The 21,798-nt window shown below is 50.6% G+C and carries 20 protein-coding genes; 6 read left to right on the top strand and 14 right to left on the bottom strand.

Annotated features, from left to right (window positions below):
• Positions 1–54: 54 nt before the first annotated feature.
• Together leuS and AB1483_10310 are read left to right on the top strand one after the other, a co-directional pair.
• A complete protein-coding gene (gene leuS / locus AB1483_10305; protein MEW6412849.1) occupies positions 55–2,532 on the top strand; it encodes a leucine--tRNA ligase in 2,478 nt (825 codons plus the stop codon).
• Between the two features lie 78 nt (positions 2,533–2,610).
• A complete protein-coding gene (locus AB1483_10310) occupies positions 2,611–3,300 on the top strand; it encodes a glycosyltransferase family 2 protein (GenBank protein ID MEW6412850.1) in 690 nt (229 codons plus the stop codon).
• Positions 3,301–3,306: 6 nt separating this feature from the next.
• Here AB1483_10310 and AB1483_10315 read toward each other — a convergent pair whose 3' ends face one another.
• The 9 genes from AB1483_10315 to AB1483_10355 all read right to left on the bottom strand — a co-directional run bounded on the left by AB1483_10315 (position 3,307) and on the right by AB1483_10355 (position 11,451).
• Positions 3,307–4,281 (bottom strand): NAD-dependent epimerase/dehydratase family protein, encoded by a 975-nt coding sequence (locus AB1483_10315; GenBank protein MEW6412851.1) that lies wholly within the window; start codon positions 4,279–4,281, stop codon positions 3,307–3,309.
• An 88-nt stretch (positions 4,282–4,369) separates the two neighbouring features.
• Positions 4,370–5,302 carry a D-alanyl-D-alanine carboxypeptidase family protein gene (locus AB1483_10320; protein ID MEW6412852.1) on the bottom strand — a complete coding sequence of 311 codons (933 nt, stop codon included), beginning with the start codon at positions 5,300–5,302 and terminating at the stop codon, positions 4,370–4,372.
• A complete protein-coding gene (locus AB1483_10325) occupies positions 5,287–6,597 on the bottom strand; it encodes an ABC transporter permease (protein MEW6412853.1) in 1,311 nt (436 codons plus the stop codon). The genes AB1483_10320 and AB1483_10325 overlap by 16 nt, the downstream gene beginning before the upstream one ends.
• Positions 6,590–7,522 carry an ATP-binding cassette domain-containing protein gene (locus AB1483_10330; protein MEW6412854.1) on the bottom strand — a complete coding sequence of 311 codons (933 nt, stop codon included), beginning with the start codon at positions 7,520–7,522 and terminating at the stop codon, positions 6,590–6,592. The genes AB1483_10325 and AB1483_10330 overlap by 8 nt, the downstream gene beginning before the upstream one ends.
• Positions 7,523–7,585: 63 nt before the next feature.
• On the bottom strand, positions 7,586–8,368 hold the full coding sequence (locus tag AB1483_10335) for a DUF72 domain-containing protein (protein MEW6412855.1): 783 nt from the start codon (positions 8,366–8,368) through the stop codon (positions 7,586–7,588).
• A gap of 212 nt (positions 8,369–8,580) precedes the next feature.
• Positions 8,581–9,195 (bottom strand): hypothetical protein, encoded by a 615-nt coding sequence (locus tag AB1483_10340; protein MEW6412856.1) that lies wholly within the window; start codon positions 9,193–9,195, stop codon positions 8,581–8,583.
• Positions 9,195–10,007 (bottom strand): hypothetical protein, encoded by an 813-nt coding sequence (locus tag AB1483_10345; protein ID MEW6412857.1) that lies wholly within the window; start codon positions 10,005–10,007, stop codon positions 9,195–9,197. Before AB1483_10345 ends, AB1483_10340 begins: the two co-directional genes overlap by 1 nt.
• Entirely contained in the window at positions 10,004–10,624 is a 621-nt protein-coding gene (locus AB1483_10350; protein MEW6412858.1) for a hypothetical protein, read from the bottom strand. Before AB1483_10350 ends, AB1483_10345 begins: the two co-directional genes overlap by 4 nt.
• The gene (locus AB1483_10355) at positions 10,624–11,451 is read right to left on the bottom strand and encodes a DUF6754 domain-containing protein (GenBank protein MEW6412859.1); all 828 of its coding nucleotides are present in this window, start codon (positions 11,449–11,451) and stop codon (positions 10,624–10,626) included. Before AB1483_10355 ends, AB1483_10350 begins: the two co-directional genes overlap by 1 nt.
• A gap of 122 nt (positions 11,452–11,573) precedes the next feature.
• Between AB1483_10355 and AB1483_10360 the strand changes: the two genes are divergently transcribed.
• The 4 genes from AB1483_10360 to AB1483_10375 all read left to right on the top strand — a co-directional run bounded on the left by AB1483_10360 (position 11,574) and on the right by AB1483_10375 (position 15,173).
• Entirely contained in the window at positions 11,574–12,788 is a 1,215-nt protein-coding gene (locus AB1483_10360; protein ID MEW6412860.1) for an extracellular solute-binding protein, read from the top strand.
• Entirely contained in the window at positions 12,785–13,654 is an 870-nt protein-coding gene (locus tag AB1483_10365; GenBank protein ID MEW6412861.1) for a sugar ABC transporter permease, read from the top strand. Before AB1483_10360 ends, AB1483_10365 begins: the two co-directional genes overlap by 4 nt.
• Positions 13,648–14,469: a carbohydrate ABC transporter permease gene (locus AB1483_10370; protein MEW6412862.1), complete on the top strand. Its 822-nt coding sequence runs from the start codon at positions 13,648–13,650 to the stop codon at positions 14,467–14,469. Before AB1483_10365 ends, AB1483_10370 begins: the two co-directional genes overlap by 7 nt.
• Positions 14,470–14,579: 110 nt before the next feature.
• Positions 14,580–15,173, top strand: a complete 594-nt coding sequence (locus tag AB1483_10375) for an OmpA family protein (protein ID MEW6412863.1) — start codon at positions 14,580–14,582, stop codon at positions 15,171–15,173.
• Between the two features lie 87 nt (positions 15,174–15,260).
• On the opposite strand, the gene AB1483_10380 is transcribed toward AB1483_10375, so the two are convergent.
• From AB1483_10380 to tyrS, 5 genes are all read right to left on the bottom strand, one after another.
• Positions 15,261–15,800, bottom strand: coding sequence for a hypothetical protein (locus AB1483_10380; GenBank protein ID MEW6412864.1), 540 nt, complete (start codon positions 15,798–15,800; stop codon positions 15,261–15,263).
• A gap of 61 nt (positions 15,801–15,861) precedes the next feature.
• The gene (locus AB1483_10385; GenBank protein ID MEW6412865.1) at positions 15,862–16,968 is read right to left on the bottom strand and encodes a mechanosensitive ion channel family protein; all 1,107 of its coding nucleotides are present in this window, start codon (positions 16,966–16,968) and stop codon (positions 15,862–15,864) included.
• Positions 16,968–18,671, bottom strand: coding sequence for an Ig-like domain-containing protein (locus tag AB1483_10390; protein MEW6412866.1), 1,704 nt, complete (start codon positions 18,669–18,671; stop codon positions 16,968–16,970). The genes AB1483_10385 and AB1483_10390 overlap by 1 nt, the downstream gene beginning before the upstream one ends.
• 8 nt (positions 18,672–18,679) lie before the next feature.
• The gene (locus AB1483_10395; GenBank protein MEW6412867.1) at positions 18,680–20,314 is read right to left on the bottom strand and encodes a tetratricopeptide repeat protein; all 1,635 of its coding nucleotides are present in this window, start codon (positions 20,312–20,314) and stop codon (positions 18,680–18,682) included.
• A gap of 91 nt (positions 20,315–20,405) precedes the next feature.
• Positions 20,406–21,665 (bottom strand): tyrosine--tRNA ligase, encoded by a 1,260-nt coding sequence (gene tyrS / locus AB1483_10400; protein MEW6412868.1) that lies wholly within the window; start codon positions 21,663–21,665, stop codon positions 20,406–20,408.
• Positions 21,666–21,798: the final 133 nt, after the last annotated feature.

Consider the following 21,798-nt stretch of genomic DNA (forward strand, 5'->3'; position numbering starts at 1 on the left):
TTGCTATTATTTCGACTTAATAATTTCCGACAGGGTTAAAATATGACAGTGAAACTGGATAAATACAATTTCAAGGAAATCGAAAGCCACTGGCAGCGTGTCTGGGAAGAAACCGGTTTGCACCGGGCGCCGGAACAGCCGGACGCTAAAAACAAATTCTACATGCTGGTTATGTTCGCCTATCCATCGGGCGACATCCACATGGGCCACTTTCGCAACTACATAATCGGCGATGCTGTCGCGAGACACCAGATGATGCTGGGCAAGGACATCCTGCACCCATTCGGATGGGATGCTTTCGGATTACCCGCCGAAAGAGCCGCCATCCAGCGCAATATCCACCCCCAGGACTGGACTCTCCAGAATATCGCCGTTTCCCGGGCCACCCTTCAGAAGGTAGGCATTTCTTTCGATTGGTCGCGCGAGGTGACCTCGTGCCTTCCGGATTACTACAAATGGACACAGTGGATGTTTATACAGCTGTTCAAAAACAAGCTCGCCTACCGCAAGCGTGGCTTTGTAAACTGGTGTCCCGAAGACAAAACCGTGCTCGCGAACGAGCAGGTTAAAGACGGCAAATGCGAACGTTGTCACACACCGGTGGTAAAGAAAGACCAGGAACAGTGGTATTTCAAAATCACCGATTACGCCGATCGCCTCGTTGACGACCTTGATAGCCTCCCGGGTTGGCCGGATAACGTTAAAACGATGCAGAAAGAGTGGATTGGGCGCTCCTATGGCGCGGAGATAGATTTCACGATCGAAGAAACCGGCGAAAGACTCCCGGTCTTTACGACCCGCCCCGACACAATCTACGGTGTCACGTTCATGGCAATAGCGCCCGAAGCTGAAATAGTGGATAGACTGAATTTGAAGGGCGAGTATAAGCAAAAGGTCGACGAATACCGCCAGAAGGCCATGGCGCGAACGGATATTGAAAGGGCAACCGCCACCGAAGACAAAGACGGTGTCTTCACCGGAAAATACGCTATCAATCCGTTCAACGGTGAGAGAATTCAGTTGTGGGTGGCCGACTATGTTCTGGCGGGCTATGGTACGGGAGCCGTTATGGCAGTACCGGCCCACGATACCCGCGATTTCGCGTTCGCCAAACAATACGGAATTCCTATTAAAGTGGTGATTCATCCGGATGAGCGCACCTCTCTGGATGTCAATAAGATGGATGATGCTTTCGTCGAGTATGGCCCGATGGTCAATTCGGAGCATTTTGATGGCCTGATTGGGCAGGAAGCGATTCGGACTGTCACCGAGTACGCCGCCGACAATGGATTTGGCCGCGCCAAAGTGAACTACAAGCTCAAAGACTGGTCCATATCGCGTCAACGCTACTGGGGCTGCCCGATCCCGATAATCCATTGCCCGACGTGTGGCGAAGTTCCTGTCCCCGTTTCAGATCTGCCGGTCGAGCTCCCCAAAGTGGAGAACTATACGCCAAAAGGCCGCTCACCCCTGGCTGATGTACCTGAATTTATGAATGTGAAATGTCCCCAGTGCGGGGGAGAAGCACAGAGAGATCCCGATACGATGGATACGTTCGTCTGTTCCTCCTGGTACTATTTGCGCTATATTGACCCGCACAATGCGCGTGAGCCGTTTGACAAAGACAAGGCAAGCGCCTGGATGCCAATTGACCTTTATATTGGCGGAATCACCCACGCCACCGGACATCTGATCTATTTCAGGTTTTTCCACAAGTTCCTGCGGGACATCGGCTGGGTAAAAACCGCCGAGCCGGCGACTCGTCTTTTCAACCATGGCATGGTCATGGATTCTCACGGCGAGGTCATGTCCAAATCAAAAGGCAATGTGGTTTCTCCAATCGCGCTGGTTGATACTCGTGGAGTCGATGTTACCCGTCTTGGGATGTTCTTCACGGCGCCATCGGAAAAAGAAGTTCTCTGGAGTGACGACACCTTGACCGGGGTCGAGAAATTCGCGCTGAATAAGTTCTACCCGATGATCTCGAGTTATTCCGGTTCGCCGCTGGACTTAAAGCAATACTTTAAGCGCGGGGATCTCGATGATGCCGAATGGGCGCTGTATATCAAGTTGAATCAGACAATCAAAAAAGTCAGCGAGTCCTTCGAAAGGCTTCAATTCAATACTGCCATCGCCGCCCTGATGGAACTCACCAGGGACTTCGAGCCGGATAGTATCAAGGATGCCCGGTTGAAAGACTATGTAATACTTAAGGCTGTTCAGTTGGCCGCGCCAATGATACCGCACATGGCCGAACAAATGTGGCATACGGCCGGATTCAGCGATTCGGTCTTTAAATCCGCATGGCCGCAGCACGATCCTGAGGCTATCGTTGGCGACAGTATAGAGATTGCGGTTCAGGTCAACGGAAAGCTCCGGGATTCTGTGATGGTGCCGGCCGACGCGAGCCAGGAGACGGTGGAGAAAGCGGCTTTTGAAAGCCAGAAAGTGCTTAATTTTACCGATGGCAAGCAGATTGTCAAAAAGATCTACGTTAAGGGTAGAATCCTTAATATTGTGGTCAAAGGCTAAAGATATGAGCGGTTTGCTATATTGGCTTCATGTGGTAGTTAACATAATATATCTTATGGGACGCTATTCGGCTGAATCATGAAGCTCTCAATTGTCATACCGGTTTATAATGAGCTCTCCACTATCGAAGAGATTGTGTCTCGAGTAAAAGCAGCCCCAGTTCAGGACAAGGAAATCATTCTCGTCGATGATTTCTCCACCGACGGCACTCGGGAGCTTCTCGAAAACAAACTTCGTGATCAGGTCGATCAGATAATTTACCAGCCGCAGAATTTCGGTAAAGGTTATGCCCTGAAGACCGGATTTCAGCACGCCACGGGAGATATTGTGATAGTCCAGGACGCGGACCTCGAATATGACCCCAACGAATACCCTGCCATGATAATGCCTATTGTTGATGATAAAGCTGATGTCGTGTATGGCTCCCGCTTTCAGGGCGGCGCGCCGCACCGGGTCGTGTATTTCTGGCATTACATCGGCAACCGTCTTTTGACCCTACTGTCCAACATGTTCACGAACATTAACTTGACTGACATGGAGACCTGTTATAAGGCTTTTCGCCGCGAGTTGATACAATCGATAGATATCGAAGAAAACCGGTTCGGATTTGAGCCGGAAATCACTGCCAAGGTGGCCAGACGTCGCGCCAGAATATATGAAATTGGGATATCGTACTACGGCCGTACTTATAATGAAGGTAAGAAAATTGGCTGGAAAGACGGTGTCAAAGCGATCTGGTGTATTCTCAAGTATAATCTGTTCCGCTGAATTAAATCAGGCCCAACCTCGCTTTAGCAAATCACGTCGCTGAGCCTCATATATTCTTCGACTTTTCATAACTTTCAGATACCACTCGATATTCCGCTCGAGGCCTTCTTCAAGTGATACTTTAGGTCGGTAGCCAAGGAGCTTTCCGGCCCGCGAAATATCAGCTACAAAAGTCGATATCTCGCCGGTTCGCTTGTCGTCTATGCTGATTTCTGATTTTGAGTCGAGATTATCGATAATAATCCGGGCAACATCAACGATCTTTGCCCCTTTGCCGGCTGTGATATTGAGAGTATTTGGCGCTATTCGATCGAATTTGCGGACAATCCGATTGAAACCGTCGATAGCGTCATCGGTGTGGGTAAAGTCGAGTTTCTTCTCTTTTCCGAATATGTTTATGGTCCGATTTCGCCGGGCATAATAGATAAACAGCGGCACGGCCCGCTCCGAGACATCAAAACGCCCATAAACATTAGACAACCGTACTATTACCGGAACGATTCCGTAACACTCATGGTACGAGTGAATCAGAGCTTCTGAGGCGAATTTCGATGCCGTGTAGGGCGACTTTATGCGGGTTACGTGTGTCGAGTCTTCCCGGCGCTTATCGTCAACCTTCGATTCTCCGTAAACCTCCCGCGAGGAGGCGAAAATGAACCTCTTTACGCTGTTGTGCCGGGCGTACTCGAGGATATTGTGGGTCATCACATAGTTATCGAGAGCTTTCTGTGGGTCGACCACCAGGTCGTGGACGCGGGCGTTTGACGCCAGGTGAATGATAAGGTCTGGTTTAAGGCGCAAGCGCAAATTAGACAGTGGCTTGCGAAGGTCGCGAAAAATGGTTTTCCGATCGATGCCGACATCCCACAAAGAGCGACGAATGTCCAGCGGTAGCACATAGTAGCCTTGAGACGAGAGGCTTTGTACCAGAGCAGTCCCGACCGTACCGGATGATCCTGTAACCATTATAGTCTTTAGCATGTGCTGACGCGATCCCTTCGTGAATTCAGATAGGTCATGCCGTCAAGGACTCCAATATACAGGGAAATCGGCTGATTCAGAAGAAAATTCAGATAATTTGTTTGAAGCCCCAGTCAATGAGGCGACGGGCTTCTTTGAACCGAAGGCGGTCGCCGGGAACCCCCAGAACCACCACAGTTAACCTCTCCCCTTTCTTGTTTCTGACCAGCGCTGTCAGGCAATAATCAGAGGCTTTTATATATCCCGTCTTTCCTGAAAGCACGGTATAGCTGGAGTGAATCAACAGATTGGTGTTCGCCATCTGGAGTCGCGTGTTCTTTCGATTTAACACACGGACCATGTAAGTTTTTTTGGATGTAATTTTCCGGATTATCTCATAATCGTAGGCGTAGTGCAGAATCTTGGCTATTTCGTGTGCTGTGGAAACATTGCCGTCATCAAGTCCGCTGGGTTCATAAAAGACGGTGTTTTCCAGCCCCAGCTTTTTCACCTTGCGATTCATCTCGGCGGCAAAACTCTCTATCGAACCGCTGGTGGCCTCGGCGAGAGCCCGAGCGGCCCGGTTGTCAGAATTGAGCAACATGGCGTGCATCAGATCGCGTACAGTCAACTGGTAACCGACGCGAAGCCGTGACCGCGAAGACCGCTTGGCATCTTCGCGGGTTATCGTAACCACTGTATCAAAATCAAGTCCCTTGTCGATTATCACCATCGCAGTCACCAGCTTCGACAGCGAGGCAATCGGGCGTATTTCATCAGGATTCCTGGCGTACAAGACCTGGCCGTTTTCATAGTTTAGAAGCAAAGCTGATTTGAGATTGAGCTGCGGTCCTTTGCGTACATGTTCGAAATCAAAATGATAACACTTGTCAAGGGCAGTATTGAAATGAGTCGGGTCAGCCTCAAGCAGGTAAATTGTATTGGCCGAGAAAAACACGAAGGCGGCCAAAAATAACAGAACTTTGGGTAATGTACTTCTTTTTATCATCTCTCGCTGTGAACCTGTTAGTATTTCACCCACCTCATTATTTCCGGAAGAGTCGGGCGTTTGCCGTACATCAGAATGCCAATCCGGAATACTTTGCTCGTCAGCCAGATCATGCCGATCACGCTGAGCGTTACAATGACAAAGCCGATTGTCGCCTGTGCCAGAATACCACTGAATAGCGAATAACTCTGAAGAGTCGGGGCCATGAAAACTACCCGCATGGTCATCATGGTAGGCGTAAAAAACGGAAACATCGAAAGAGCTATCGAAACGGGTGAATTGGGCTCCTGAACGACGTACATGGCGATCATCACCGGCAGAACCATCGACATCGTTATGGGAAAGACGAAATTCTGAGCCTCTTTCTCACTGTTGACAATCGAACCTATGAAGGCGAACAACGCGGAGTACAACAGATACCCGGTGACCAAAAACAACACGAAGAACACTGCTATGGCAGGGTTAAACACGAGTCTGTCAACGGATGGATCAATATTAAGCGTGGCCTTCATCGAATAAATTCCGGATCCGATTATAATCCAGACCGCCGCCTGCGTGAATGTGGCGGCCCCCAATCCAAGGATCTTCCCCAGCAGAAGCTGAAAGGGTGTCACCGACGATATCATTACTTCCATGATGCGCGAACTCTTCTCCTCGATCACTGATCGCATGACCATTTGACCATAAGCCATTATCATCCCGAACATCAGCATGACAAACAACAGTGAACCAAGGTATTTGACTACGAAAGGAAGCGATTCCCCTTTGGCATCCCGCGTGGGAAGTTCGACCTGGCGCGTAAGACTCAAAACGGAGTCCACACCCAGATTGACATCGGACACCTCAAGCCGCACCGATGACAGGATGTTCGACAGACGATCCTCGAACCGTTTCATCGTGCGAAACTTGTCCGAGTTCGTTATCATGTACATGCAGCTGTCGCACAGATAAGCATCCGGTCCAACCACCAGCGTGTATTTCAATTCCTCATTCGCTATCAGGGCGCGAAGCGAGTCCTCGACCGCGATGAACCTGGCCGAGTCGGCGACATCGATTTCGAAAATGCCCTTGACATCGTAATAAGCCCTGGAGGTATCCTCGAGGCGATACTGCTGAAGACTCTCGGCAAACCTCTGGCCGATGCCCATCCCCGTCCGGTCGATAACGGCGAGTGGTTCGGCTTCCGATGATTTCGTGTTTACGAACATCGTGGGCAGAATCAAAAAACCCGCCATCAATGCCGGAGTCAGAAAAATACCAACGACAAATGATTTCTTCTTAACTACCTGAGCGTATTCCCGCTTGAAGATAACCCAGAATTTAGACACGGCTGGCCTCCCCCCTTTTTTCATACTCGGCCGGATCAACTTTGGCCATGCCTATGAAAATGTCGTAAAGCGAGGGCTCCACGATGTCGAAGCGAAGTACCCTGACCCTCTGCACCACCTGTTTGAGTATCTCATTGGCGTCAGCGCCGTCATCGAGCTGAAGCTCGATATAGTTGTTGAATTCGGTCATCTTTTTAACACCCGGAAGTCCGGCGATGAAATTACCCTCACCCTCGATTTCGATCTGCACCGAGTTTTTCCCGAACTGCGCTTTTATATCCGTAAGCTTGCCGTCGATTACTTTCTTCCCGCGATTTATCATGCACAGATGGTCGCACAATTTTTCCGCCTGCTCCATGACGTGTGTCGAGAACAAAATCGTTTTGCCGCCGCGCTTCATCTCCAGAATGATGTCCTTGATTAATTCCATGTTGAGGGGGTCAAGTCCAGAAAAAATCTCATCGAGAATGACGAGATCGGGTTCGTGAAGAATAGTGGTGATAAACTGGAGTTTTTGCTGCATCCCCTTGGATAGCTCCTCCACTTTCTTGTGGCGATAGTCACCCAGGTCAACTCTTTTGAGCCAGTAATCGATCTTTTCGGCAGCTCTGGACGACGGGTAGTCCTTCAACTCGGCCATGTATATCATAACCTCTTCAAGGGTCATCTTCTTGTACAGGCCGCGCTCTTCCGGAAGATAGCCTACCCGGTTGCGAAACGCCTCGCCGGTTTGCGCCCCTTCCATTGTAATGGAGCCGGAATCGGGAATGGTGATGTTCATTATCATCCGGATAGTGGTTGTTTTGCCGGCTCCGTTAGGGCCGATTATGCCGTAAATGACCCCTTTGGGGACTTCGAGCGAGAGATCATCCACTGCCACCTGCCCGGTAAACTCTTTTCGGATTCGATCCAGCTTCAGAAACATGCTTGCCTTTCTAAGCGATAGTGTCACTAATTACAAAGCTATTATGCGTTCGTCAACAAAAACCTAAAGGCCAAGCATGTCTGAAAAGCGGGTGGCGTTCGCCGTTGCCTGTCCCAGATGGCAGTTGTTGAAATATATATAGATACGTGCTACTTTACTTTTGATTTTTTCCAGCTTCTCTTTCCACTCCTTCAACTCTTCGTCGGAATAACTGTAATCATAGCGCAGCGGGCCTCCCCCCCACCACTGGTCTTTGTTGCGCCCGTGAAGGCGCACGTAGGCCGTATTCGTGGTGGCAAACAGGTCCGGGTTGAGCAATCCTGGAAGCTGTGGCTCATCGACACACACATATCCGATTGCTTCCGCCTTGAGACGGTCGTACATCTGCCGATTCACCCAGCCGTTGTGACGGAATTCCACGAACAGTTCATTCGGAGCGACGGCATCGCGGCAGACAGCTATATAGTCCAGGCTGTCCGGACTGAACTTGAAAGAATAAGGAAATTGCGCCAGAAGTCCCGATAATTTGCCGGACTCCTCAAACGGTTTGATAGCCTCGCGAAACCTCGCAACATCATCCTCCAGGTCAGAGCGCCGGTGAGTAAATGATTGAGGAACCTTTACCATGAAGTCAAAACCATCGGGCGCCTTCTTGACTATGTTAGCCATAACCGCCGGATGTGGAATGCGATAGTATGTCGAGTTAATTTCAACCGTCGGGAAAAACCTGATATAATAGTCAAGCATCTTGCCTTTGTCGATATCCTTCGGGTAAAACGTCCCTTTCCAATCCTCGAAGCTATAGCCCGAGGTCCCTATTCTTATCTCTGCTTGTTTGTCATTCATGATAATAACCGAAAAGACGGTTTGCAGATATACTCACCATACGGGAAGATATTCAACGTGGTTACAGGCAGGCAATCACTTTTCCTTTTTAGGTTTGGGCTGCTGAAACCTGATAAAACCGCATCCTGGGCAGATCCACTTGCGCTGTTTATGAAACGACCGCTTTTGCTCTTTCATCGTAGATTTGCAGCGGGGACACTTCATAGGCCATCTCAGTTCGTGAGTTTGAAGAAATCCGTCAGCAGAAACTCCATGCGGCCAATCAATGTCGACATACGGGACATAACAGTATAACCGAACGTGGTGCCGAAAAATATCATCAGGAAGAACGTGCCAATTGTCGCGGCTTTGCCGAATGTCCCCTTGTGCTCGCGGCCGAAATAGAAGTATGCCAGGGTACTTATAAGCCCAACAATCACGACCAGCCCGGAAATATCGGGGACACCTGAAGCGTCAGTCAGTGGCATCACAGTGGCTGACATTTGTTTCAGAGTGCGGCCGTAAAGCATGGCAGGAATGGCCACCCCGGCGCCGGAGCCAATCATAAAGGCAATCGGGATGCGCGACAGCGATGAAGTCTTGTCGTGGAACCGTCCCCACATCAAAAGCCCAAGCGCGAATGGAATTATCAGCCAGAAATTCCGCCCCGAAAATAGCGGCTCAAAAAGAATTGCCATCAACGTGTTGGTCCAGGCAACCACCAGTATATATCCAATAGACACGCCGATTAGCAGATACTCGGCCATCTTGTAAATCGGGTTGTCCCGGTACAAAAAAGTAAGTATGGCCAGGGTCAGGATTCCCGCGATCAGTGTTCCGGCGTCCATCAGGCCCCTCTCCCCTTTTTTCTCGATGCGAAGTACAAAATATTGCCGAGCGCTATTAGCAGAATGATGTACAAATGAGCGCTCGATTGAGCCAGCATTCCGCGCGCCCCTCCCCCGCTGACAGCCAAGAGCTTCTCATACTCGGCCGCTCCCCGGAGCCCGCCCATCATAGCGTACATCTGCCCGGATGACAGGTATGGGTCGTAAGTTGTCACCATCGCCGCCGTTACCGCCCCCAGAACACGGACCCCGTAACGCGCCTGACCGTATTCTATCCAGTGCGTCGTCAGAGAACCATCCGCAATGGACAGCACCGCGGCGACATCATCGTAGTTCTTCACCGATCGGGTGAGTTCGAATTGCCCATAGGGTCTTCCCAGATAATCGAGCGGATAGGTAGTGCCGATCGACTCACCCATCGCCAGAATCGCGGCTATATACTGTGGTCGAAAGCCGAGATAGACGTAATCCACGCCATACACCCGGCCGTATTCGCGCGCCGTTTCCTGCATCAGCCGATACCCGATGAGCGTACCCTCGGCCAGGAGAGACACTCCTATGAGCTTGTGACCTTTCTTGAAGGTGTGACGGAGTACACTCTGTGCGATTGGCCTGATCTCCGGCAGCGATGAAGCCTCGTGATCAAACGAGACAATCAGCACGGAGCCATCCGGGAGCGAATCGATACAATCATATAGTCGCTGGGTGTACGGCGACACCCGCATATCCAATTTGATGTTGAGAATCATGGCGCCGGCCACAACTACGAGAAGACCGAGAAAAGTCCAATGCCGGGCTTCGAATGTTTTCATTTGTCCCCTCCCAGCCATGTTCGTTCGATGCCAACAATGACCCGAAGCGATGTCGTCAATGAGCCCAGCCCGATTCCAATCAAGATCGCCCGTCGGGCGGCCATCGAAGGATAGTTGCGGATCCAGTCCGCCACCTGTGGCAGTCCGTCGGAGAAGAAGCCGCCGATATTGGAACGGCTCAGCAGCATCAACAGGGCTGATATCAAAAGCACCGCGGCTGGAAAGGAGCGAGCTCTGAACCCACGAAACGATGCCGAAGCGACGAAAAATGCCAGCAGCGCGAACACCGTCGACTGCATCGGAGCTTGAACATTCTCGAACGTCCACATAAACGGCGTATCCGCCTTAATGCCCCAGATCAATGCAAAAACCGGCATAGACAAGAATCCGAGCAGACCCACCGCACGATAAACCGTATCCTTGTTGCGACTCATCTCGGTCATATTGTTCTTCAGGTAACTGAACACACCCACAATCAATGTAAAGGCGAAAACGATCTGCCAGTAATCCAAAATGGCCTGATTCAGTGCGCGAGCTGTCGGGTGAGCGGAGAAATACTGCGCGAACATCACCAATCCGAAAATGAAACAGATAAAAAGCGGTAGCTTGCGACCCATCAGAACACCCACCAATCGCTCGGGCTGATTCCCAGGAGAGTCTCAATCGTACTCCACAGGATGGCTGCTGCCAGAAAGATCACGATCAATATTTTCATGATATCCTGTGCTTCGACCGACGCCAGAACGGAACGGTCCTGCGAAAGGTAACCTGACGCCGCGAATAGTTCTTCGCCGATCAGAGTGTAATCACAGGCTACGATAAAGAAGGACAGTTGTATGGTTGAGTCGGTTCCGGCTATCTGGATAGCATTTATTGAATTGCCTGTCTCAGCCAAAATCAGGGACTCCGCCTCGAAAGTACCCAGCAAAAAAATCGACGCCGGCTTATGCCTGGTGATAAGACCGTCGACAGCGGCCGCGTAGCCGAATTGCGATGATGACACATAGGCGATATCATCGGCTTTGTACCGGTCGGGATACCCCTGGCGGGCATAACTTCCTTTCACGACCTCCTGTGCCACCGTCATTATGACAGGATCGTGAGTGGGATATACCAGACGGCAGTCATAAGAGGCCGTTTTCTCGGCTACATGACTGAGGATATTCATTGAGGCTATCGTGGTAGGCCGCTGGATGTCTCCCCCCCACCCCGGAGTGTATAACACCGGCCGGGCCATTTCAGTCGCCCTCCCGATAGCGTCTTCAACCGCCTTCAACCCCCCGATTTCCCGAACCTTGAATTCCCTGCCCCGACGCTGACTGAAAGTTGTATAAAGAACAACCAGTATGGCTATGACTGACGCCGCCAGCGTTGCCAGGGTTTCGGGATTGAACCATTCACCGACCGGCGCGGCGGCCGAAAAGAGTAGATAGGCACCCATCATAAATCAAGTTGATCGGGCCGGGCGTCGGTGGCAACAAAAAGATTTTTTTGTTTGCCCGGCAGGCCGGTTTTGTTATTTTCGAAAGGTTCATATTTAAAAGTTAACTTGTCAGGGAGATTGATATGAAATCCAGACTATTACTTGGTATCTTTTTGATTCTGTTATTGAGTGTATCCGCTAACGCCAAAACCACCATTACCTGGTGGCAGTTCTGGACCGATCCCCAGATCAAACCGGTCATCGAGCAAATGACGGCTGAATTTGAAAAGGCAAATCCCGATATCGAGGTAAAACTGACCGATCTCACCTGGGCCAACGGTCACGAAAAGATCGTTATCGCTTTCGGCTCCAGTACCGGCCCCGATATAGTCGAACTTGGCTCAGACTGGATTGCCGAGTTCGCAACCAATGGCCTGCTTTACGATATGTCGGCCGAGATCGCCGCCGATAGCTCCCGGTATCAGGGCTGGAGCATGGCCACATATAAGGGCAAGGTCTTTGCCTATCCATGGATTCTCGGAACGCGCGTGATGTTTGCAAACCGTGATCTTCTCAATCGTGCCGGCTACGATAGCAGCTTCGTGCCGCTCTCTCTGGACGAATTCAAGGCCGCGGCGGAGAAGATTGATAGTCTCGACTCGAAAATATACGGGTGGGGCTCCAACACTCCGGAAAAGCATCGCCTCTACAAAAAGTATTTGCCCTTCTTCTGGTCCAAGGGAGCACAGATTTTCTCCGATGACGGTCGGTTCTGCCTGGTGGCCTCCGACCTGGCCATCTCCGCTCTCAAGCTCTACAAAGAACTGCACGATAGTTGCGGCTATGTCGCCGACCAGCGCGGAATAGAGGACGCGTTCCTCGAAGGCAGGATCGGCTTTATACTTTCGGGCGATTGGCTTTTGAAGAGGATCGAAAAAGAGAAACCAAATTTTCCGCTGGTCTCGACCCTGATGCCGGGGGCCAAATTGCCAGGGCGGTCATTTCTTGGCGGGGAATTTTTGGCCGTGAATGCCGCGTCGAAACACAAAGATGCCGCCATGAAATTCATCCGGTTCGTTACATCTGCCGAGAACCAGCTCAGGTTCTGCAAAGCTAATTACTCGGCGAATCCGTCAAGTTACCAGGCTCAGGACGATGGATACTTCGCATCGAATATACATCTTCTTACCTTTATCAAACAAATGCGTCTGGCAAAACATCCCCCGGTTGACCCCGACTGGGTGTATATCGAAGAAGCCATCGAAAAGGCCGTCGAGGACGTAGTGTTTAAGAATGCTTCCGTGGCTAATTCCCTGATGACGGCACGCAAAAAAATAGAGAAGATGAAACAAAGATGAAATGGTCAAAAGCCGGGGCCTTCACCCTTGCACTCCCCTGGCTGATTACATTCGCCGTTTTCTGGTTGTTCCCGATCGTCTATTCATTTGTGATCGGGTTTACCGACCAGCAGCTACTGGCGAAGGATTACGACTGGATAGGTCTGGACAATTATCGCGCGCTCTTTACGGATCCGGCCTTTATCTCTTCGCTTGAAAGCACCTTTGTCTTCGTGTTCGGCACCATCCCGGTTACGACCATTATCGCGCTCGGCATGGCGCTTCTGATAAACCGGCAATTTCGATTGCGTGGATTGTTCAGGGCCGGCTATTTCTTGCCGTCAATCACTTCAATAATCGTCATAGCGCTGATTTTCACCAACCTGTATCAGCGGGGAGGTTATATCGCGTACCTGGCGTCGCTAGTCGGGCTCGATGTCCCCGAACACGGATTTCTACTTTCCAGTGATACCTCTCTGTATTCCATTATGGCTATGGATGTCTGGATGGCGGTCGGATATTACATGCTTATTTTCCTGGCCGGGCTCAAATCAATACCGGATGAACTGTATGAAGTTGCCGAGTTGAGCGGCGCTGGCAAGATCCGTCAATTTTTCTCGATAACACTGCCGCTGCTCAGACCGGTTGCGCTCTTCATTATCGTAATAAATTCAATCAAATCTTTCCAGGTATTTGCCGAGATCTTCGTGATGACAAAAGGGAAATTTGAGACTTCCACGATGGTGTACTTCATATATGAAACCGGCCTGACGACGAAATTCGAATTCGGCTACGCCTCGGCGGCCGCTTATGTTCTGTTTATCATTATCGCCGTCTTTGCCGCCATCCAGTTTACACTCTTCAGAAAGAGGCAGGCTGTATGGTGATACGATTCCTTCGTGCCTCTGCGCGATACCTGGCGCTGTCACTAATCCTGCTTGTGATGGTTTTCCCTCTCGTCTGGATGATGCGCGTGTCTCTGCTTCAATCCGGAGCAAGCATCGCTCTAAGCGATATTTTCAACCACCAGTTTACTTTTGATAACTACCTCGACCTTTTCCGAACCACCAGCATCGGGATAGCTCTTTTCAACTCGGCGCTTGTGGGACTCGTTGTAACACTCGGCAACATCTTTTTCTGTTTCATGGTCGCCTACACGCTGGCCCGCTATGAATACATCGTCAACAAACTCTTGTTCGTTATCGTTATTGCGATTCTGATGATCCCGGCGCATATCGTGATTATCCCGATGTATCTTCTGATGGTCAAGACGGGCCTTTATGACGGCTTCGGGGCGCTTATACTCCCCTGGCTTGTCAACCCGATCGGGATTTTTCTCGTAAAACAGTATATAGAAACCATACCTCCATCGATGGAAGAAGCTGCGCGTATCGATGGCGCCGGTGAGATGCGGATAATTTTCAGGATCATCATGCCCCTGTGCAAACCGGCGCTGGCTGTGCTCGCGATTCAGGTATTTTTTACCAACTGGAACTCGTTTCTCTTCCCATTTATTCTGACTCAGAGCGAGCAAATTAGGACTCTTCCCGTCGCTCTAGCCGTCTACCAGGGTCATCAGGCCGTCGACTGGCAACATCTTATGGCCGGCTCCACGATAGCCGTTATCCCCGTTCTGGTTATCTTCATCATAATGCAGCGGCAGATAGTCTCCGGAATAACTTCAGGGGGCATAAAACAGTAAAAAAATATCTTCTTTTTTAGTTGCGCCGGTCTGTAATTATTGTTTTTATAGCGACTAAGTAGTCGAGGAGCATAAATCATATTAACATATGTAGAAAGGAACTCTTAATTATGCGAATCTTTCTAGTTGTTGCACTGTTGCTGTCGCTTATGTTTGTCGGCTGCGGAGCCAGCAAAGACTACGTAGCACAGCAGATTCAACAATCCGAGGCTAAGACAAGCGCCGAGATCAACGCTGTCCGTGAAAAAACTGATACTAACGCGGCTGAGATCAAAAAACTGCAGTCACTGGCCGCCCAAATTTCTGAGAAAGCCGACCTCGCTATCAACAAGGCCAAAGGATTTGAGAACTATCAGATTATCTGGCAGGGCGAAATCAATTTCGATTTCGACAGCTATCTCATCACCGGCACCGCCGAGTCGATTCTCAACGAAGCCGGTGAGAAAATGGAAGAATTCCCCGGTTCTATCCTTGAAGTAGCCGGTTACACCGACCGCACTGGAACGGCGAAATACAACTATATGCTGGGTCAGCAGCGCGCCGATGCCACCAAAAGGTTTTTGGCCTCCAAATTCGGCATCTCCCTGTATCGCATGTTCACGGTGTCTTACGGCGAGGATAAGCCTGTGGCCCTTCCTGATGAGCAGAACGCTTCCTCCAAAAACCGCCGCGTGACTCTCGCCGTCTGGGGCGAACTGAAGTAGTATCTCACACAAGCTGAGAAAAGCATAAAGGCGGGAATGAGCTTCCCGCCTTTTTCATTTTGTTTGATGAACTGACAGAGACAGCGACTACTGCTGCAGCAAAGGCACCTTCAACGTCTGTTCCTCCCGAACCATTGTGAACGCCATCGCATAGGTCGAACTATTCTGCCCGTCCACCGCTACAGCATCAAAACGGAGCAATATGGTATCTACCCCCTCGGGAATGACAATCCCCTGGTCGCCAAAGAAATCAAACAGCTTCTTTATCTCTCTGTCGTCGGGTCGTCCGTACTGGCTTGCCCGCGTCGGCGCACGCCAGTAAACGATATTTTCGGGCAAAAAGGTCACGCTTACGGAGTCGATGTTAAGGTCGATATCCGAAGTAGAATTGTTCGGGCGGGGGCGATGAGCCCGCAGACTGACCCAGAACATCGTCGTGTCCTGGATATCATCGAGCTTTATAACATCCTTGAATGCCACCACCGAGGGGGCTTCCAGCACCCATTCGCCGGCAGTGAAGCCATCAGTGGCGGCTTCGGGTACGATAAACTGACGTGTACGGCGTTTCGAGCAGCCAAGACCTACCGCCAGAGATACTATCATAAGAGTTATTAGAGTTTTTTGCATACCCACCTGCGATACTTTGGTTTTATAAATGGCTGTTGGTTTCTGTACGCAATTCAATCCCCTAAGTTTCTCTATCGGGAGCTTTGTCTTTTACAATTGTGACGACACGCTGAGGGAACGGAATCTCGATTCCCTCCTTGCGGAACCGATTCAGAATCTGCTCGCGAAGGTCCGAACCTGCCTGGTATTGATCAAGCACCTCCGGAACGCGACAGAACATGGATACGTTCAAGCTACTGTCCCCAAACTCCAGAAACCTGAAAACTGGCTCAGGCTCATCGAGTATCATTGGATTCTTACGCGCTTCATCGAGCATGACGCGCTTGACGAGGTCCATATCCGAGTCGTAACTCACGCCCACATCGATACGAACGCGGATCTCCGGGTATGGATAGGTGATATTATGCACCGTGGATTTCATCAGTTCGGCGTTAGGCACGATAATCAGCGTATTTTCGAATGTTAGAAATTTGGTTGACCGTACTCCGATCTGATGCACCTTGCAGGTTGTGCCGTCAGGAAGACGCAGCCAGTCCCCTGCCCTGAAGGGCCGGTCGATCATGATCACGAACCCCCCGATCATATTTGCGATCGTATCTTGCGCCGCCAGCGCTATCGCCAGAGAGCCGATACCGAGGACCGTTATTAATCCCTTAATGTCAATGTCGAAATGTTCCAGAATTATCAGAATCGCAAGCACATACACAATGGCTTTTGTGGTGCGGTCCAGAAGCGGCACAAACTCATCATCGACTTCCGATTCCGTCTTGACAGCTATATTGGCTCCGTACCAGTGCAAGAATGTCGATATGACCCTCACGAGGATATTGGCGACGAGCAGCACACCGATCGTGTAAATGACACCGTCCATTATCTCGTAAAACTCCTCCCCCAAACTCTCGACAGAGAATGACTGAAGGAAATTCAGTAGCTGCGTGAGCCCAAGCAGCAAGATGAAAAGGAAGATGGGTTTGCGCGACTTATTCAACAGTGCGTCGTCAAGCGTTGTCTTCGTCCTGGCTGTAATTTTGGTGGCCAGCGACGTCATAGTCAGACGCACGATGTAGGCCGCTATAAGTGTAACAACGACAATGCCCGCGACGCCGATGAGTTTCTGCCAGAGGGGGGCAACCGGTATTTCATCAAGTAGTTTTGTAAAAATCGTCATCACTTAAACTCGAAGACTATTCCGGCCGTTTCGAAACGCGCCCTGACGGCAATCGTATCCGAAAGTGTAGCGGCTGTCTCTGAGAACAGATACGGGACAACCGAACCCGGGTCTCTGCGGCCGTTGCCGTTGGAGTCCAAGAAGCCCCAGAGCTGATACTTGCCTGCCGGTAAATCAATATTAAACCGGCGCGCCGCCACTGGCAAGTCAAAAGTCTGGCGATTGTCCACCCTTTTGAATTGGAGAACAACAGGGGTATTCTCCCGTCCGGCAAGTCGAATATCAATCTCACCGCTGATACTTCCGAGAGAATCGGTGTCAATCGTGGTAAATACAAACTCCGTCAAACTGTCACCGAGCACATTACCTGCCCTGTCGGCTATCTCGAACTCGGTGACCTGCAACCGGTAAAGCATTCCCGGTTTCAAATCGCGAGAATCGAACTTCAGGTGCAGCGGGTCGAGCCAGATATGCTCGAGGGCGAGTCGTTTGCCTTCCAGATCGAACAGCGCGAACGTCTCGCCTGAAAACAATCCGGTGTCAAGCGGCTCGCTAAGCGATGCTCTCATTTCAATCTCGTCAACAAATCTCGGCAGACGATCCGGTTTGAAGGTGACCATAGGCGTCTGTTTATCTTGCTTCATCGCAACCTTCATACTGTCGAAAACTATCGGCACGCCCGTTGTGTCATGAAGCAGGCGGAGCATGTACACGCCGTCGGACAGGCTGTCAGTAAGAAAGTGTACAGCGGAAGCCGCAAGCTGATCCCATTCCAGTATTGCCTGACTTTCGTAAACGGCGCTGGAGTCAGTCGTTGACATCACCAACAGACTTCTGGGATTGTCCTGAAGATACGCGAGGTCTATTTCGCGCGATAACTTCATCCGAACGAGACCGTCGGGAGTATAGTTTGCTGCCGTAATCCGAAGAGTAGCTGTATCCTGTCGCGCTAACTGAAGATTGATGTCCTCGAACGAGAGCGACGTTGCCAGGTTTATCGGGCGATCAGGGACGGCGTACGATTCCCTACCCGGGTTATAGCGGTCATCGCGATTCTGATCGACAAAGGCGACCATTCGATACTCCCGCTGCGGCAGATACTGAAAGGAGAACAATCCAGCCTGGTTCGATTGATTGATGTATATGGGATAAATTGAATCTATAGGCAGGGTGTCCTCGAACTGAGACGGATCATACAGCGCCACGATAACACCACCCTGGGCCGTGTCCTCCTGGTAAACATGCCCGGAAATCGCCCCGGAATCGATCGTCGCTCCGGTCGAGAAAGCCACGACCGTCGAAGCATCGAAGCGATTCCTCCTCAGGTCGGTGATGTCGGAACTCACCGATATTATGTATGTCTGGTCGGAATTGAAGCTGTCAGCGAAATTTATCACGAGACGGTCGGACTTCCAACTCAGCTTCGGCTCGGCGGCCGGACGCGGCGAGACAAAAACGGCCGTCTTACCTTCCGGCTTGACCACGCTTTCCGAGAAATAGAGGGTTACCCTGTCATCTATCGGCACACTGGTGGCCCCGTTGACCGGATCGGAACCGATCAGAATCGGCGCCGTACGATCCTCTTCGCCTCCGGGAGGCGGTCCCACCTCGGCACAGTGAACGATCAGCAGAACGCTAATAAATAAAAATGAGAGAAGGATCTTGAGATGGCGGTAGCGGTCAGTGTTTGTTCTTGGAACCATTATGAAATCTACTGGCTCAGTTTCTGCTTAATCTGCTCATTCTCCGGTTGGAGGTCAAGAGCCTTTTGCCACCACACCCGCGCGTTTTCGACATCCCCCGTAGCCTCGTAAGCGTCTCCAAGATGATCATATATTATCGGGTCGCTTTCCAGCTCGGCCGCCTTTTTCAACTGAACGAGCGCTTGATCGTACTTCTTGAGACGATAAAACACCCAACCGTAGCTGTCAAGATATGCTCCGTTCTCCGGCGCCAGATTGACCGCCTTTTCGATCAAGTCCTTGGCGTATTCCAAACGCTCCCCGCGATCGGCCAGCATGTAACCGAGGTAATTCAAAGCCTGCGCATGCAGCGGACTGGCGGCAATGATCTCTTCAAAAACCGGTACCGCTTTGTCAAACTGCCCACTCTGCTCATAGGCGGCCCCGAGGGCGAACATGAGCTTTAGCTCGCCTTCCTCACCCCGGACATGGTTCAAACCGGTCTGATAGGTCAATATCTCTTTTTCCGCATTGCCCATTTTCTTGTAGGCAAAGCCCAAATCGAGCCAGCTCTCAAATAGCGTATCCGCCATCTGGGTAAGAACCGTGAACTGCTCAACCGCCTTCTGGTAGTCACCGCTCAATACGGCTATCCTACCAAGATAGTAGTAATTGGCCGTATGACGTTCACCGCCGTCAATAAGCGATGTAAGGATAGAGTCAGCCAGACGAAGTGAATCCAGCCCGAAATAAACGACAGCCAGTCGACGAATCGCATCGCGATCGAGCGGCGTGACTTCGGCAACCCTCCGGGCGTGTTCGGCCGCCTCCGCTAAAGAATCCATGCGAACATAGAGGGCAGTTAACTCTCTATTAGCAATGAGGTTGTATGGCTCCACCTCAAGTGCAGTCTTATATGCCGTCAACGCCGAATCGTCGTGCCCGCCAATTTGATACAATTCCGCCAGACCAAGAAACGACATGATATTGGTGGGATCGCCGGTAATCGCGATCGAGCGGGCAAAAGACTCCTTTGCGGAGGTGAAATCTCCATTCTGTGCCTGAAGACGTCCCAGCTCCCGCAGAACCCGCTCATTGTCAGGACGGATTCGGGAAAGATTCTCGTATGCCCAGATGAGGGAATCCAGATTGTCGGACTGACGGTAATAACCGGCCAAATGTGAATACGCTATCGAGTTCTGGTCATCTAACTCGATCAGGTTCAGATAGGTGGTTTTGGCTTCCTCTTCCCTGCTCAGAGACACATAACAGGCGCCGCGCAGAAGATAAACATCGGCGTCCTCCGGCTCGATCGATTCGAGCGCCTCAAGAGCTTTGTCATACAAGCGAAGGTTGAAATATGATTCCGCCAGGGCATGCCGAATCTGATAGGATGCGGGATAAAACTGCAGGGCCTGTTCGAAATTGGCCGCTGCCTTGCGGTAGTTGCCGATTTGCTGGTAGATCAGTCCGTCCTCATAGAACGAGAAGGCTCTTGAATTTATTCGCTCATCCTCGGGCTTGTCTTTCAGCACGGTCGTCTTCAGCGGCGGATTATCAACCTTAACCTCAACTACCTCGTGCTTGACCGCTTTCGAGGAACAGCCCGATATAAGCATCAGGCCCATTAATAGAACCAGCCCGTACAAGGACAGCTTTGCCAATTACAACTCCACTCGACTCGGTTCAACCAATAACAATTTTACTCAATGGCGCTCCATACCGATAACAACCGAAGGTGCCAACAGTTGCATACTATTCGGCGCGAAGCTTCAAAAATCTTCGCTTACCAACCTTGAGAATGACGTCCTGTTTTAGCTCAAATTCATAGTCGACATCGGTAATCTTGTCGCTATTAAGTGATACCCCGCCGGCCTGTATAAGTTTCCTCGCCTCCGAGTTCGACTTGGCCAGTCCGCTCTTCGACATGAGATGAACCAGATAGATTTTGGACGGGTCAATTTCGTGAGCCTTAAGTTGCTCTATCGATAGCTGCGGCATATCGTCCGGAACCTGCTTCTGGGAAAAGACCCTCTCGAATTCTTCCCGGGCCACCTTTCCTGATCCTTGCGGGTGATACATATCCACCAGCGTCTCAGCCAGTCCCTTTTTCAGCACCATGGGATTCATCTCAGGCCGCGACAGCTGTTGCTTTATTGCCTGCAGCTTCTCGATAGTGACATCGGTAGTAAGTTCAAAATAACTGTAAATCAACTCATCCGGAATAGACATCGCTTTACCGAAAATGTCCCTCGGAGACTCTTCGATTCCAATATAGTTGTCCAGCGACTTGGACATCTTCTTCTCACCGTCCAGCCCCACCAGAAGCGGCATAGTCAAGACAAGCTGCGGCGCTACATTGTAGGCTTCCTGAATTGTCCTGCCGACCAGAAGATTGAATTTCTGGTCCGTGCCGCCGATCTCGACATCGGCCTTGATAGCCACCGAATCATACGCCTGCATCAGGGGATAAAACAATTCGTGAATCGAGATAGGAATTCCCCGGCGCATCCGGTTGGTGAAATCATCTCTTTCCAAAAGCCGGGCCACGGTGAATTTGGTGGCCAGATGCATTACATCCACAAAGCTCATGCCATTGAACCACTCCCCGTTGAAATGAATTTCGGTTTTGGACTTATCCAGAATTTTAAAAAACTGGTCCTGGTAGGTTTTGGCGTTGCGCATGATTTCGCTGTAGCTCAGTGATGGTCTGGTGGCGGACTGCCCTGACGGATCGCCGACCATAGCCGTGTAATCGCCCACTATGAGTACAATCTGATGGCCCAGGTCCTGAAGTTGCCGGAGTTTTCTGATACCCACCGAATGGCCCAGGTGGATGTCGGGCGAGGTAGGATCAAAACCCTGTTTAACCCTCAGAGGCTTGTTTTCTTTGATGGATTTCTTGAGCTTATCTTCGAATTCGCCTTCGGGAAGAAGATCCACTGCCCCCCGGGATATTATCTTCCACTGACGCTCAAACTCTTTTTTCAGGTCAGAATTCTCGAATTCCTGCACAGTATGTTCTCCTTTAAGGAAATATCGGCAGACCCGGCGTATTCTTTTAAGGACAACCGATAATCTAATAAGCAGTTATAATAATAATAGATGATGTAAAACGAAACAAAAATAACGCCCGATTGTATGACAA

The sequence above is a fragment of the Candidatus Zixiibacteriota bacterium genome (genome assembly GCA_040756055.1).
Classification (GTDB): Bacteria; Zixibacteria; MSB-5A5; order GN15; family FEB-12.

What these genes read in the sequence shown, in the direction of transcription:
- AB1483_10310 (MEW6412850.1), top strand. Translation starts at nt 2,611, where the DNA reads ATGAAGCTCTCAATTGTCATACCGGTTTATAATGAGCTCTCCACTATC.
- AB1483_10315 (MEW6412851.1), bottom strand. Translation starts at nt 4,281, where the DNA reads ATGCTAAAGACTATAATGGTTACAGGATCATCCGGTACGGTCGGGACT.
- AB1483_10330 (MEW6412854.1), bottom strand. Translation starts at nt 7,522, where the DNA reads ATGTTTCTGAAGCTGGATCGAATCCGAAAAGAGTTTACCGGGCAGGTG.
- AB1483_10335 (MEW6412855.1), bottom strand. Translation starts at nt 8,368, where the DNA reads ATGAATGACAAACAAGCAGAGATAAGAATAGGGACCTCGGGCTATAGC.
- AB1483_10340 (MEW6412856.1), bottom strand. Translation starts at nt 9,195, where the DNA reads ATGGACGCCGGAACACTGATCGCGGGAATCCTGACCCTGGCCATACTT.
- AB1483_10345 (MEW6412857.1), bottom strand. Translation starts at nt 10,007, where the DNA reads ATGAAAACATTCGAAGCCCGGCATTGGACTTTTCTCGGTCTTCTCGTA.
- AB1483_10350 (MEW6412858.1), bottom strand. Translation starts at nt 10,624, where the DNA reads ATGGGTCGCAAGCTACCGCTTTTTATCTGTTTCATTTTCGGATTGGTG.
- AB1483_10355 (MEW6412859.1), bottom strand. Translation starts at nt 11,451, where the DNA reads ATGATGGGTGCCTATCTACTCTTTTCGGCCGCCGCGCCGGTCGGTGAA.
- AB1483_10360 (MEW6412860.1), top strand. Translation starts at nt 11,574, where the DNA reads ATGAAATCCAGACTATTACTTGGTATCTTTTTGATTCTGTTATTGAGT.
- AB1483_10365 (MEW6412861.1), top strand. Translation starts at nt 12,785, where the DNA reads ATGAAATGGTCAAAAGCCGGGGCCTTCACCCTTGCACTCCCCTGGCTG.
- AB1483_10370 (MEW6412862.1), top strand. Translation starts at nt 13,648, where the DNA reads ATGGTGATACGATTCCTTCGTGCCTCTGCGCGATACCTGGCGCTGTCA.
- AB1483_10375 (MEW6412863.1), top strand. Translation starts at nt 14,580, where the DNA reads ATGCGAATCTTTCTAGTTGTTGCACTGTTGCTGTCGCTTATGTTTGTC.
- AB1483_10380 (MEW6412864.1), bottom strand. Translation starts at nt 15,800, where the DNA reads ATGCAAAAAACTCTAATAACTCTTATGATAGTATCTCTGGCGGTAGGT.
- AB1483_10385 (MEW6412865.1), bottom strand. Translation starts at nt 16,968, where the DNA reads ATGACGATTTTTACAAAACTACTTGATGAAATACCGGTTGCCCCCCTC.
- AB1483_10390 (MEW6412866.1), bottom strand. Translation starts at nt 18,671, where the DNA reads ATGGTTCCAAGAACAAACACTGACCGCTACCGCCATCTCAAGATCCTT.